Origin of the sequence: Sorangium sp. So ce375, from assembly GCF_051473855.1 — a bacterium.
Lineage (GTDB): Bacteria > Myxococcota_A > Polyangia > Polyangiales > Polyangiaceae > Sorangium.
Window position 1 is genome coordinate 1,638,032 of sequence record NZ_CP150335.1, and the last position, 12,865, is coordinate 1,650,896.

At 72.1% G+C, this 12,865-nt stretch carries 11 protein-coding genes; 6 read left to right on the forward strand and 5 right to left on the reverse strand.

All coding sequences use genetic code 11. From position 1 onward, the window contains the following. Positions 1-118 precede the first annotated feature (118 nt). Entirely contained in the window at positions 119-1,504 is a 1,386-nt protein-coding gene (locus WME90_RS06260) for a hypothetical protein (RefSeq protein ID WP_437280157.1), read from the forward strand. A 130-nt stretch (positions 1,505-1,634) separates the two neighbouring features. Continuing rightward, a complete protein-coding gene (locus WME90_RS06265; RefSeq protein WP_437280158.1) occupies positions 1,635-1,898 on the forward strand; it encodes a hypothetical protein in 264 nt (87 codons plus the stop codon). On the opposite strand, the gene WME90_RS06270 is transcribed toward WME90_RS06265, so the two are convergent. From WME90_RS06270 to WME90_RS06285, 4 genes are all read right to left on the reverse strand, one after another. After that, positions 1,889-3,157, reverse strand: a complete 1,269-nt coding sequence (locus WME90_RS06270; protein WP_437280159.1) for a guanine deaminase — start codon at positions 3,155-3,157, stop codon at positions 1,889-1,891. The two genes, WME90_RS06265 and WME90_RS06270, sit on opposite strands and share 10 nt — an antisense overlap. Then, a complete protein-coding gene (locus WME90_RS06275) occupies positions 3,154-3,765 on the reverse strand; it encodes an SH3 domain-containing protein (RefSeq protein ID WP_437280160.1) in 612 nt (203 codons plus the stop codon). The genes WME90_RS06270 and WME90_RS06275 overlap by 4 nt, the downstream gene beginning before the upstream one ends. Before the next feature lie 78 nt (positions 3,766-3,843). After that, positions 3,844-4,935, reverse strand: a complete 1,092-nt coding sequence (locus tag WME90_RS06280) for a formylglycine-generating enzyme family protein (protein WP_437280161.1) — start codon at positions 4,933-4,935, stop codon at positions 3,844-3,846. A gap of 18 nt (positions 4,936-4,953) precedes the next feature. Then, positions 4,954-7,200, reverse strand: coding sequence for a sulfatase-like hydrolase/transferase (locus WME90_RS06285; protein ID WP_437280162.1), 2,247 nt, complete (start codon positions 7,198-7,200; stop codon positions 4,954-4,956). A 493-nt stretch (positions 7,201-7,693) separates the two neighbouring features. On the opposite strand from WME90_RS06285, the gene WME90_RS06290 reads away from it, so the two are divergent. After that, positions 7,694-8,281, forward strand: a complete 588-nt coding sequence (locus WME90_RS06290; RefSeq protein WP_437280163.1) for a Uma2 family endonuclease — start codon at positions 7,694-7,696, stop codon at positions 8,279-8,281. Positions 8,282-8,354: 73 nt separating this feature from the next. Here WME90_RS06290 and WME90_RS06295 read toward each other — a convergent pair whose 3' ends face one another. Continuing rightward, on the reverse strand, positions 8,355-9,563 hold the full coding sequence (locus tag WME90_RS06295; RefSeq protein WP_437280164.1) for an FAD-dependent oxidoreductase: 1,209 nt from the start codon (positions 9,561-9,563) through the stop codon (positions 8,355-8,357). A gap of 372 nt (positions 9,564-9,935) precedes the next feature. On the opposite strand from WME90_RS06295, the gene WME90_RS06300 reads away from it, so the two are divergent. The 3 genes from WME90_RS06300 to WME90_RS06310 are packed head-to-tail and all read left to right on the forward strand — an operon-like array spanning position 9,936 to position 12,858. Then, the gene (locus tag WME90_RS06300) at positions 9,936-11,963 is read left to right on the forward strand and encodes a redoxin domain-containing protein (RefSeq protein WP_437280165.1); all 2,028 of its coding nucleotides are present in this window, start codon (positions 9,936-9,938) and stop codon (positions 11,961-11,963) included. Further along, positions 11,960-12,184, forward strand: coding sequence for a hypothetical protein (locus WME90_RS06305; protein WP_437280166.1), 225 nt, complete (start codon positions 11,960-11,962; stop codon positions 12,182-12,184). Before WME90_RS06300 ends, WME90_RS06305 begins: the two co-directional genes overlap by 4 nt. 5 nt (positions 12,185-12,189) lie before the next feature. Next, positions 12,190-12,858: a hypothetical protein gene (locus WME90_RS06310; RefSeq protein WP_437280167.1), complete on the forward strand. Its 669-nt coding sequence runs from the start codon at positions 12,190-12,192 to the stop codon at positions 12,856-12,858. Positions 12,859-12,865 lie beyond the last annotated feature (7 nt).

Here is a 12,865-nt window from a genome sequence, read left to right on the forward strand (position 1 = left end):
GTCGGTTGTCTACCTCATGTCGGCCTAGATTATTTCATTCCGATCGCGTCCACCGGGACGTGAGTCTGGTAACATCCGTCGTTGCGCATTGTCGCGCCCCCCGATTGGGAGGTCCATTTTGAAGCTCTCGACGAAGACGCTTGTTGGGCTGGTTGGTTTGGGTTTGCTTGCGGCGGCGGCAGCCATCGGTGGGTGCTCCGGCGGGGGTGGTGAGGCGAGCTCCGGCAATAACGGCTCTGGAAGCGGCAGCGGCAGCGGCGGGAGCAGCAGCAGCGGCGACACGTCCGGGAGCGGGTTCGGGGACGGCGGCGGGTTCGACACCGATGCAGGGGCCGGGGACAAGGACGCGTCGCTCAACGAGGACACGGCGTGCGTCGCGACCCGATTGCAGGCCGATTACCAGCAGCGCTCGGCCGACATCATCTTCATCATCGACAACTCGGGGAGCATGACGGACGAGATCAACAGCGTCCAGCGGAACATCAACCAGAACTTCGCCTCGATCATCGATGCGAGCAAGATCGATTACCGCGTCATCATGCTCTCGAGGCACGGCAGCTCGACGCTGGACCAGTCGGTCTGCATCGAGGCGCCGCTCGGCAGCGGGAGCTGTTCGCCGATCCCACAGAAGCCGAACAGCAATCCGCCGCACTTCTTCCAGTACAACCTGGATATCGGCAGCCTCGACTCGCTCTGTCTGGCGATCGACACGCTGAAGGGGGCGATCCAGCCGAGGGGAGAGACCACGTCGCCCGGGTGGTCGCAGTGGCTGCGGGAGGAGTCGCTGAAGGTGTTCGTCGAGATCACCGATGACGGCGTCGACTGCACGACGAAGTCGCTCGGCGCGGACAAGGAGGTCTCCGAGGAGGGGGTTGACATCAAGCTCTTCGACACCGCGGATGATGAGAACAAGGACGTCGCCGGTGGCACCCTCTCGGCAGAGGCCTTCGACACCGCCCTCATGACGATCGCGCCGGAATTTTTCGGCTCGAAGGACGCGCGCAACTACAAGTTCTTCAGCTTCGTGGGCATCAAGGAGAACAACCCGATGACCGCCCCCTGGCCGCCGGAGGCGCCCGCCACCTGGGAGCAGTGCCGGCCAGATTCGGTCGATCCCGGGACGACCTATCAGGTCCTCAGCGTCATGACCGGCGGGCTGAGATACCCGATCCAGCAGCACGCCACCTACGACGCCGTGTTCGAGGCCATCGCGAAGAGCGTGATCTCGGGCGCCAAGCTGGCGTGCGAGATCGAGGTGCCCAAGGCGCCGGATGGGCACTCGATCGATCTGGGCACGGTGCAGATCGAGTTCACGCCGAGCGACGGCGGACAGAAGAAGACCTTCTCCCAGGTGAAGAACCTCGAGGCGTGCGCGGGGACGTCCCAGTCCTTCTATATCGAGGGAGGGATCATCCAGCTGTGCGAGGACACGTGCGCCATGGCGGCGCAGGACAACACCGCGGGCATGGAGCTGCTCTACGGCTGTTCGGTCAACCCGAACTGAGCGAGGAGGCGCTCCCGGGCGCGGCGCCCCGGGAGCGCCGCCATCCCGGGGCGCCCGGCCGAGCGAGCCCTCTCCTCGGAGGGATCGCGGGAGCCGGGCGCCCGCACCTGCTACCCTGCGCGAGAGGCAGATGCGGGTCGATGTGGCGTGCCGTGCCGGCCACGGCGGGAGCGAAGAGCCCGAGACGGTCACCCTGGGGGGGCGCCGCGTGCGGGTGACGGAGATCCTCGACCGGTGGCCCGGAGGCGATCACCTCTACTTCAAGGTGCGCGGGGACGACGGCGCACGGTACATCCTGCGGCGAGATTTCGAGATCCTCGTCTGGGAGCTCGAGGTCTATGAGGCCGCCGAGGAGGAGGCTCGGCGGGACGGCGAGGGGGCAGGTCAGGGGTAGACGGGGCTGCCGCGCACGAAGGCGCGCTGGACTGTCGCGTCGGACGCGAAGACGAGGTGGTTCAGCGTGGCGGCCTCGCCGAGCACGTGCTCGGGGAGACGGAGGGCGATGAAGTCGGCCTCCTTGCCGGCTTCGAGGCTGCCGATGGCGCGGCCCAGGCCGACGGCGTCGGCGGTGCCCTGCGTGGCCATGACGAAGAGATCGGCCGGGGAGAGGCGATCCCCGAGGCAATGGGCGTTGTCGAAGGCGCTCGACATGCCGCGGCGCATGTCGAAGCTGCGGCCAGCGCCGACGTCGCTGCCCAGCCCGACCGAGACCGCGCGGGCGCGCGCGTCGGAGAGGCGCATGCGGCCGCTGCCCAGGAAGAAGTTCGAGTCGGGGCAGTGGATGATCGACGATCCCGCCTCCGCGATGCGGTCCCACTCGCGCGGCGAGAGGTGGATGCCGTGTGCGAGCAGGGCGCGCCCGGTGAGCAGGCCGACGCGGTCGTAGACGTCGACGTAGTCGCGCGCCCACGGGTGCGCGCGCAACGTGGCCTCCCCCTCGGCCGGGTTCTCGGCGACGTGCGTCTGCACGAGGAGGTCATGATCCCGGGCGAGCCGCGCGGCCGCCTCCATCAAGGGACGGGAACAGGTCGGGGCGAAGCGGGGCGTGATCGCGAACTCGAGGAGGCCGTCGCCCCCGCCGTGCCAGCGCTGCACGAGATCCCGGGCCGCGGCGATGGCCTCGTCGCAAGGGACGCGGAGCGCCTCCGGGCAGCTCTGGTCCATGAGGGTGAGGCCGGCGATGCCGCGCAGGCCGGCCGACAGCAGGGCGTGAAACAGCCGGTCGGTCGCGCGGGCGCACGAGCTGGAGAAGACGACGCACGTCGTCGTGCCCGACGCGAGCAGGCGACCCGTGAACTCGCCGGCGACGAGCGCGGCATAACCCTCGTCGCGGAAGCGGGCCTCCTCGGGGAAGACCGACCGCTCGAGCCAGTCGAGCAGCGGGCCGCTGGCGCTGCCGATGACGCGGGTCTGCGGGAAATGAAGGTGCGCGTCGATGAAGCCAGGCAGCAGCACCGCCGGGCGCAGGTCGAGCACCGGCCCTCGGAAGGCGCCCGGAGCGAACGGCGTTACGCTGGCGATGCGCCCGTCGCCGCCGACGACGAGCAACGCGTCGTCCAGGAAGCGAACCGCCGCGCCGTCCGGCGACGCGGCGATCGGGGTGAGCAGGCGGCCGCGGTAGGCGCGCGGCGACTCCGGCGGCCGCGCGCTCATCGGATGGCGATCTCGCTCCGGCGCGCCCAGCCCATGAGCATGGTGCCCCCGTCGCTCTTCAGGACGTGCGCCCACTCGCCCCACTCGCGCACGATCATCACGACCTCGCCAGCGGCGACGGCCCCGACCCGGGCGCCGTCCGCCCGCGGCTCGTCGAGCAGCGTGATGCTGCGCGAGGCGATGCCCGCCTGGATGGGCGCGGGCGCGCGCGGATCCTCCTCGTCGTCGAAGGCAGGGCCGTCCTCGTGAGGCGATTGCCGCTCGTCGTCGCCTTCCTCCTCGTCGAACCGGAAGCGAGGGCGGGCCTGCGCGCGCCCCCCCGCCGGGGAACGCTCCTCGAGGAGGTGCGCGAACCGGCCGGCGCCCTGCACCGGCGGTCGATCGCCCGCGACAGCACGCAGCACGACCGGCGCCGTCGGGAGCAGCACGACGGTGGCGGCGGCGAAGAGCACGAGCCCGGTCAGCCGATCGAGCCGGCGCGCGCGCGGCGGCGCAGGCGCGTCGCCCGGCGGCGGCTCGGCCCGGGCAGCGAGGCGCGGGCCGGCGTGCGCGGCGCGCACGTCGCGGGCGCCAGGCGAGGCACCCTGTCCGGCGGGGGAGTCGTCCATCAGCGCAGAGGATACGCGCTGCGGCGAGCGCGGTCGACTGCGCGGCGGCGAGCGCGGTGGGCCGCGCCGGCGAGCGCGTCAGCGGAGCTCGCGCGGCAGCGGGGCGGCGGCAGGATCGCCGGAGACGGCGCGCTCCGCGGGGACGCCGATCGCGGCGCCGTGATCCGCGCAGCAGCGGAAGCCCTGCTGGTAGAACATGTGGTTCTCGTCGTGCGAGCGGGTCGAGGGGCGGCAGCGCGTGCGGACAGGACCCCAGTAGCCGCCCTTCAGGATGGAGGGGCGCTCGCCCTCGCGGACGGAACGGGTCCACTCGTCGATGTTGCCGGTCATGTCGTAGACGCCGAACGGGCTCCGGCAGCGGGGCTGGACGCCCGAGGCCATGCCCTGCCAGAGCCGGTCCATCTCGGCCATGGCGGCGGGGCCGCTCCTCGGGCGCAACGCGGTCTCGATGAACGGGCGCCACGGCTGATCGACGACGCACGCTTCAGGCTCACGGACGTAGCCGTAGGGGTAGGGGCGCGCCTCCTCGCCCTCGCAGGCGAAGGTCCACTCGGCCTCGTCGCAGAGGCGCTTGCCCTCCTCGGCGCAAAGCTCGTTCGCCTCGTAGAACGAGACGAGGATGAACGGATAGACGCCCTTCTGGTTGGGGTACTCGTAACGATCCATGCAGAAGTGCATCGGCTTCGTGTCGAGGTCCTTCGACATCGAGAGCCATTTCTCGCGATCGAACTCCGCGCACCGCTCGGGGTAGTCCCTGCTGATCCAGTGCTTGCAGGTCGTCCGCTGCATCTCGTCGATGGAGCGCAGATCGCCCTGGGCCTTCGGCGCGGGGTCGAGCTTCATGAGGCCGGAGACCTCGACCATGCCCGTCGGGCAGGCGCCGCGGGTGGCCTCGATCTGGTCGGTGGCCTCGCGCGACTCGGCGGGCGATGAGGCGATCTGCCAGTGGCGATCGCGCACGAGGCGCCACTCGAAACGGAGTCGCCGCGGCAGCGCGCCCGTGATGGCGCCCGCGCCGAGCGTCAGCGGCACGGACGGCACCTCCGCGAGCCGCACCACGAGCAGCGCGAGCGAGGCGAGGCCCAGGGCGAAGCCGACGGCGACGGCGGCGCGCAGCGCCCTCGCGCGGGGGGGCGCGGGCTTCCGCGTCGAAGGGGCGATTCTGTGCATGATCCCTCGCAGTAAACTCTACTGCGAGGCAGACTCGAAGGCAGACAACTTTTCGCGGAGCCGCCCGAGGTCGGCCTCGAAGCGACGGTCGCCAGACAGGTCGCGGGTCTCTCGGGGATCGCTCTCGAGATCGAACAGGAGCAGGCGGTCTCGTTTCGCCCGCTTCTTTCGCTCGATGACGAGGAGCTTGAGCTGCCCGTCGACGATCGCGGCGCGGCGGGCGGTGCGGGCGAACACGGGACCGCGGGGCGCGCGCTCGGCGCCGGCAACGATCGCGGCGAGGGAGGCGCCTTCGACGGCGGTGGCCTCCGCGCCGCCGACGTCGAGGACGGTGGGCGCGATGTCGACCGTGCTCACCGGGTGCGGGTAACGGCCGGGCGCGGCGCCGGGGAGGGCGACGACGAGGGGGACGCGGATCGCCTCCTCGTAGAGCTCGACGCCGTGCCCGACCGGGCCGTGCTCGCCGAGCCCCTCTCCCTGGGAGCCGTGGACGATGATCGCCGTGCGGCCGGCGCGGGGGCTCCTCGCCACGGCGTCGAGCAGGGCGCCGATCTGCCTATCGACGTAGGCGATCTCACCGTCGTAGGCGGCGGTCCTGCCGGAGCCGAAGCGGATGCCAGGGTGAGCGAGGTAGCGCTCGTGGGCGTCGAAGAGGTGGAGCCAGAGGAAGATCGGCTGGGTGCGCTGGGCGTGGCCCTCGAGGAGCTCGATGGCCTTCTTGACCGCGAGGTGACCGGTCGCCTCGCGCTCGGGGTGGGCGTCGCCGTAGACGGTCTCGAAGCGGTCGAACCCCTGATCGAAGCCGCGCTCCTGGCTGATCCACGTGAACGAGCTGACCGCGGCGGTGAGGTAGCCGGCGCGCTTCATGCGCTCCGCGAGGGTGTCGTTCTCGGGCAGCAGCGTCGGCCACTCGCGGCGGTCGCGCGCCGCCCGGTTGAGGCGGCGGCCGGTGACGAGGGGCGAGATGGCCCGCTGCGTCTCGCTCGAGGCGGCGTAGGCGCGCTCGAACAGCACGCCGCGGGCCGCGAGCTCGGCGAGCCGCGGGCTTGTGTCGCGGCCGTAGCCGTAGGCCGACGTGTGGTCGGCGCGGACCGTGTCGAGGGTGACGAGGAGGATGTCGGGGCGCGTCGGTGCTGCGGCGGCGGGATCGGGGGAGGCGGGCGTGGTCCCGGCGGGAGAGGTGGTCCTCGTCAGGACGGCCGGGACGACCGCGCCGCCCTCGTCGCGCGCGGCAGACGCGGGGGTGGCGCGCGCGTGTGCGCTCGGGGCGGCGGCAGGCGCGGCCGACGCGGCGCCGGGAGCGGCCGGCGGGGAGGCGGCAGCGGCGGCCGGCGGGGCGGCGGCGGGCGAGCCAGCGACGGCCCTGGCGGGCAGGGACGAGGCGCCCTGGTGGGCTTCGTCGCTGCAGTCCTGATCGATGCCGTCGCCCGGGGTGTCCCACGCGCCGTGATACCGGGTGGGGTCGCCCTCGTCGCAGTCGAGGCCGCCGAAGTGCGAGCCCATCCCGTCGCCGTCGCGGTCCGTCCACCGCTCGAGCGCGCCGAAGAGGGTGGCCGCGAGCCCTCCGCCGGCGCGCACGGCCTGGCCGAGCGGGGGGAACGACTCGATCCGGGCTGTCGCTGTCATGAGGACGAGGGCGGCGAGCGGGACGCCCGCAATGCCGGCGATGCGGCCGACCGCCGCGCTGAGATCGACGCTCGAGACGAGCGCGGTCGCCACGAGCGCGATGGCGCCGTCGACGATGGCGGCGCGCACGGCGGCCCCGGCGTCGCCGGTCGCGTTGCCCGCGTGGGCGGCGAGCGGCGCGAAGGCGGCGACGAGCGGCACGACGCCGATGGCCGTGCCGGCGACGGCGAGGAGCCACGGCTTCACGCCGCGGGCGGCGAGGCGATCGCCGAGCGCGACGAGGCGCTGGGTGAGGAGCGCCGCGGCCGCGACGCCGGCGAGGCCGAGGACGCCGAAGGTCGCGCCGGCGAGGCCGCGGTGGTGGGTCGTCGCCTTGAGGACGGCGGCGAGCGCGGCGAGCACGGGGAAGGCGACGCCGATCCAGAGCGCGACGCGGAGGACGGCGAGCCGCTCGCCGCCCGCGCCGACGATGCCGCGGAAGCCGCGGCCGGCGGCGCGCGAGAGGATGAGCGCGAGCGTGACGAGCGGGAGCAGGACGGCGGTGCCGACGAGGAGCCCGTCGAGGAAGGACGCGCCGGCGCGGGCGGTGCGCAGCGCGGTCGGCACGGCGGACAGCGAGGCGACGCCGAGGCCGAGCACGCAGGCCTCGCCGAGGCGGGTGGTCCAGGCGCTGCGCCGCGGCGGCGGGGGGACCGAGCGCCCCGGCGGAGGGACCGGCCTCCCTGGCGGCGCGCTCTGGCGCGCGGGCGGGCCGCTCGGGGATCGCGGCGGGACGCTGTCATGAGGGCCAGTGGCGCTCGGCGGCGGCGGGGGACCTGGTTCGGCGGTGATCATGGGGCACACAGGGGGAGGGCCGCGCGGGCGCCTCGCGAGGGCCTGTCGCGTCTGGCCGCGAGGTCGTGCGCCCTGGAAAGCGGGGCCTACCATCGGTGTACCGGGCCGCAAAGTATCCTGCGGGAGCGGACGAGCCGGGGGGCGCCGCGAGCCGGCAACCCGGAAGCAACGCGCTCGGGGTCGAGGCTGCGCCGCGCGAAGCCGGCGAGGTGTCTGCGCGGGTGCGCCAGGGGCCCGCGCGGCGCGTGGCAAGTGCCCGCTGGCGGGCTCCGGGCGGCTACGGCACGATGGTGGGGCCGTGTCGCTCCCCGCGCGCAAGCTCGCCACGATCGCAGAGCTGCTGGCCCTCCCCGAGGCGCAGCGCTTCCACGAGATCATCGACGGCGAGCTCGTCCCGAAGGCGATGCCTTCGCCGAAGCACGGCGGGGCCCAGGCATCGCTCGCCGGGATCGTGTTCCGCCCCTACAACCGGCGGCCCGGCGGCCGCTGGCCAGGGGGGTGGTGGTTCGCCACCGAGGTCGAGGTGCAGCTCGAGGAGCACGAGGTCTACCGTCCCGACGTGGCTGGCTGGCGGCGTGAGCGCCTCCCCGAGCTGCCCGAGAAGACGCCGATCCTCGTGCGGCCCGACTGGGTCTGCGAGGTGCTGAGCCCTTCGAACGCGCGCAACGACCTCGTGAAGAAGCTGCGCACGTACCACCGGTGCCAGGTGCCGCACTACTGGATCGTGGATCCGATGAACGAGGTGCTCACCGTGCATCGCTGGATGGCTGACGGGTACCTGAACGTGCTCACGGCAGAGCGGGGCGAGCGCGTCAGGGCAGAGCCGTTCGACGCGATCACGTGGTCGGTCGGGGCGCTCTTCGGGGACGATCCGGACGAGGAGTAGAGCCGCACCTCGACGAGACGGGGCAGCGCGCGGCCCACGCGGGAGCGCGCTCGACGGCGCGGACGCGGGCTCGTCAGGCCTGGGGGCGAGCCGACGGGGCGCCCGGACGCCCGCTCATCGGCAGTCCGCTGGACCAGCCCTTCGCCATGCCCTGAACCATGGCCTCGTAGTCGGTCGCCTTGCTCCTGCGATCCCTCGCCTCGCAGAGCGCGGGATCGGTCGCGAACAGCGAGCGCGCGAGATCGCGGCCGCCCGTCACGATCGCGGCGCTCTTGGCGTGGCGGCGCCTCGTGAACGCGGTGAACGCCTGCTCGAGGGAGGCGGCGCTGCCCAGGCAGTCGGCCAGGTGCCACGCGTCTTCGAGGGCCTGACTGGCGCCTTGGCCCGACGTGGGCAGCGCGGCGTGCGCGGCGTCGCCGATCAGCAAGACGTTGTCTCGATGCCACGTGTCGATGGGATCGTGATCGTGGACGTAGATCTTGTTCATGCGCTCGGTGGGCGTCTCCTCTATCAATTCCGGTATCGGGCTCGGCCACCCGCGGAAGAGGGCGCGGAGCTCGGCCCGGTGATCCACCGGCTCCTTGCCCCGAGCTTCAGGGCAGGCCGCGGCGCCGGCCCAGTACGCCTTCGACCGAGATACGGGCACGACGCCGAAGCGCACGCCGACGCCCCAGAAGTCCGTCACCTCGATTTGCGATTCCGAGAACACCGCGCGATCGCTCTCGAACGTGCCAAGCCAGTTGATGAAGCCCTGATACCTCGGGCGGTTGTCGCCGTGCACGAACGCCCTCGCGACAGATCTCATCCGCCCGTCCGCTCCGAGGATCACGTCCGCCGCGACGGTCGCTCCGTTCGCGAAGTGAACGCTCGCCGAGCCGGTGGCCGAGGGCTCGATGCGATCGGCGGCGTGCCCGTACCTCACGCGGACCCCCTGCTCGGCGGCGCGGGACAGCAGCGCCGCCTGGAGCTCTCTCCTCAGCACCGAGAGGCTCGGGCGCCCCATGAGCTGGTCCAGCTTCCGGATGTCCAGCGCGCCGAGCTCCTCGCCGGTCCACGAGACCCTCCGCATCCGGGCCGGGCGCCCAGCCAGCCTGGCGACCGATTCCAGGAGCCCGAGCTCCTGGAGCACGAACGAGGCGTTCGGCCAGCAGACGATCCCGGCGCCGATGTCCGTCGGCGCGGCGTGTCGCTCGAAGACCTCCACCTCGAACCCCCGTCCGGCGAGGGCGATCGCCGCGCTCAGCCCGGCGATCCCGCCTCCAAGAACCGCTATCCTCGACATGAACCTTCCCGTGTTGTCTCGTGGCCTCCTTGCGGCCACGGCCCTTCCAACGACGCTGCCGGGCGTTCCCTACCACAGGCCTCGCGCGCTGCACGCCGCGCTGTTCCGAGGCCTTCGTCCTCGGTGACGCGCCGCGCTCGGTCGTCCAGGCCCTCGACCCGTGGAGGCGGCCCCCATCCGAGCCGCCGCCTCCCGACCGCGACGCCGCCTTGTCGGGACGGCGCGACGGCGGACACCGTCGGAGATGTGCGCCGGCGCCGCCGCGACCCCGGTTGTCCTTGCCCAGCCCCCCCATGCGACTTGTATCCTCACAAGGACGCTGCGCTTGCTTCATCAGCCGCCCTGTCCTTCATCCCATCCAAGGAGCTCTTCATGACGCTGCTGCGACATCGCGCTTCCGTCTCCGCGCTGATCTTGCTCGCCTTGTCCGCCTGCGGAGGCGACGATGCGGTGAGCGAGACCGGGCTGTCGTGCGGCCCAGGCACGAAAGCGGCGGACGGCGTGTGCGTGCCTTCCGCGATGAGCCCCAACGTCGTCTGCGGAGAGGGCACCGAGGACGTCGACGGCGTGTGTGTGCCTTCGGCGACGAGCCCCGGAGTCGTCTGCGGCGAGGGCACCCGTGACGTCGACGGGGAATGTGTCCCGACCGCGCTCCAGCCCGGGCATTTCCTGAGCCCGCTGGTGCAGCTCCAGAGCTTGCACGAGGTGGGTAGCCACACGGATGAGGTCCGCGTCCGCGACGATGATTTGCTCCTCAATTGCAGCTACACGTTCAACGTCATCCGCGCGGAGGACCCCGCCGACATGGAGGTGCTCGCCGGGGGGCTCAAGCACACCATCCCCGGCGATTCCCGCACACCCGGCTGCAAGCACCTCGCGTGGGACGACAACCTCGTCTTCACCACGCACCTCGGCAACATCCGGAACCCCGCCTTCCTCAGCGGCTGGGACATCAGCGATCCGGAGGCCCCAGCGCAGCTCTCCGTTCTGCAGGAGCCGGGGATCAGCTACGAGGGGGTCGACGTCGCGAACCACAACATCTTCGTGGGGCTGCACGGAGATGGCCTCGGCGTCTATCGCTACGACAGCGCGCTCGGGTTCGCGCGGGTCGGCAGCCTGGGTGGATTCACAAATGCGTGGGGGGTCGCGGCGCGCGACAACCATGTCTTCGTCGCCGACGGCGTGGACGGGCTCGTCACTGTCGACGCGACGGATCCGACGGCGCCGGTCGAGCTCGGGCGCGTGGCCACCGGCGGCCAGGCGAAGGGCGTCGTCGTGGACGGCGACTTCGCCTATGTGGCGGCAGGCTCCGCGGGCGTCGCCGTTGTCGACATCTCCGATCTCGAGCGCCCGGTCGTCGTCGGTCGCGCCGAGATGCCCGGGACCCCGCTCCGCCTGGCCTACTCCGAGCGCCGCCTCTTCGTCGCCGCCTGGAACGACGTGCGCGTCTACGACGTGTCCACGCCCGCCGCCCCGACCTTCATCGCGGCCGTGCGCATCCCGAGGGCGTTCGAGTACGACGATCCGGAGCGCGAGCTCCCCACGATGCGCACCTTCGGCGTCGCCGCCCGAGGTCAGGACGTGTTCATCGGCACCTGGGAGAACCCGTATTCCTACCGTCTCGAGCCGGAGCGCCTGGCCCCCAACATCCGTCTGCCGGAGTCCGCTGCGCGGCTCGATTTCGGCCCGGTCGCCGCCGGGGACACGAAGACGCTCCCGCTCGAGGTCACGAACCAGGGGACTGCGCCGCTCACGCTGGTGGACAACTGGGTCAGCGGCTCCGCGTTCAGCGTCGAGCCGCGCCAGGCCCGGATCGCGCCCGGCGAGAAGATCGAGCTCAACGTGACCTACCTCGCCTCGGCGACGGACCAGGAGATCGGCTATCTCCACATCGTCTCGGACGACCCTGCGGCCCCGGTGCGCAAGACCTACCTCGTCGGCAACGCGCCCGGCGTGAGCGTCGGCGCGCCCCTGCCCGCGACCACGGGCACGATGCTGGACGGCACGACCTGGACCTCGGAGGAGTCGGCCGGGAGCGTGCTCCTTTTGACCTACTTTGCCACCTTCTGCCCGGTCTGCGCCAACCACCTGCCGGACACCGAGGAGAGGTTCTGGCTGAAGTACAAGGACCAGGGCCTGCAGATCGTCGCCCTCAACCCGAGGGAGCCGGTCGATCAGATTGGCCAGGTGCAGGCGTATTGCGACAACATCAAGGTCACCTTTCCGGTCGGGCTCGAGGAGACCGCGAGCACCTACAGCGCCGTGACGTCCAATTTTTCCGGCCCCAACCCGTTCCCGGTCGACGTGATCGTCGGCAAGGACGGCATCGTCCGGTACGCCAGCCACGAGTACGACCCCGATGCCATGACGGCGGTCATCGAGCAGGCGCTGGCCGAATGATAAGGCGCGCCCTGCTCCTGGTGGTCGCGCTGATCACGTCGGCTTGCGACGGAGGCGGCGGCTCGACCAGCGGGGCGGGGGACGCCGGCGGCGGCGCAGCGACGGGCGGCGGCGCAGGCGGCGCAGGCGGCGCAGGCGGCGCGGCGACGGCGGCGGCGCGACGGGCGGCGGCGGGGCGGGCGGCTCCGGCGCAGGCGGCGCGCCGGCGGGCCCAGGCGTGACCGGCGTGCTCGCGGACGAAGCGGGACAGCCCATCGGCGGAGCCACCGTGCTGTTCTGCAATACCGCGGTCTGCTACTCGGATCGATCGAAGGCGGATGGCCGCTTCACCTTCCTCTGCGACGCGGAGCCGCCGGTCGACTTCGTGGTGAAGTCGATGGAGGACGCGGGGACGACGCCGCGCCGGGGAACGACCATGTTCCCGCTGCGCTTCACCGACGCGGTGACCGTCGACGCGGGATCGCTCTTCGTGCCGCACCTGCCCGCGGGCGCCGTCCTTGGTCCGAACAGCGACGAGCCGCAGGTCCTGGAGGTCGGCGACGGCCTCCAGCTCACCGTGCGCCGCGCCGCTCTCTCCGCGCCGCTCGGCGAGGCCCTCCACGACATCGCGGCCCGGAGGATCCCGCCGGAGCGCGTACCACCTCTCCCCGATCTCGGCGGGGAGGAGATCGTGGCGGTCTATGCGCTCTACCCGTTCGGGACGACCAGCGGCTCGCCCGTCGGGGTCCAGGCCCCCTCGGATCTGCCGCCAGGGACGCGGGTGAGGTTCCGGACCATGAGCGAGTACGACGGCAAGCTCTCGGCGCCGGCGGCAGGGGAGGCCGACGGCGCGGTCGTCGAGACGGCGCCGCTCTCCGGGATCGACGAGCTCACCTGGATCGTGATCTCCAGGTAGCGATCAT

Coding starts and splice junctions, on each gene's coding strand:
- WME90_RS06300 (WP_437280165.1), top strand. CDS start 9,936: ATGACGCTGCTGCGACATCGCGCTTCCGTCTCCGCGCTGATCTTGCTC.
- WME90_RS06305 (WP_437280166.1), top strand. CDS start 11,960: ATGATAAGGCGCGCCCTGCTCCTGGTGGTCGCGCTGATCACGTCGGCT.
- WME90_RS06280 (WP_437280161.1), bottom strand. CDS start 4,935: ATGCACAGAATCGCCCCTTCGACGCGGAAGCCCGCGCCCCCCCGCGCG.
- WME90_RS06270 (WP_437280159.1), bottom strand. CDS start 3,157: ATGAGCGCGCGGCCGCCGGAGTCGCCGCGCGCCTACCGCGGCCGCCTG.
- WME90_RS06295 (WP_437280164.1), bottom strand. CDS start 9,563: ATGTCGAGGATAGCGGTTCTTGGAGGCGGGATCGCCGGGCTGAGCGCG.
- WME90_RS06265 (WP_437280158.1), top strand. CDS start 1,635: ATGCGGGTCGATGTGGCGTGCCGTGCCGGCCACGGCGGGAGCGAAGAG.
- WME90_RS06275 (WP_437280160.1), bottom strand. CDS start 3,765: ATGGACGACTCCCCCGCCGGACAGGGTGCCTCGCCTGGCGCCCGCGAC.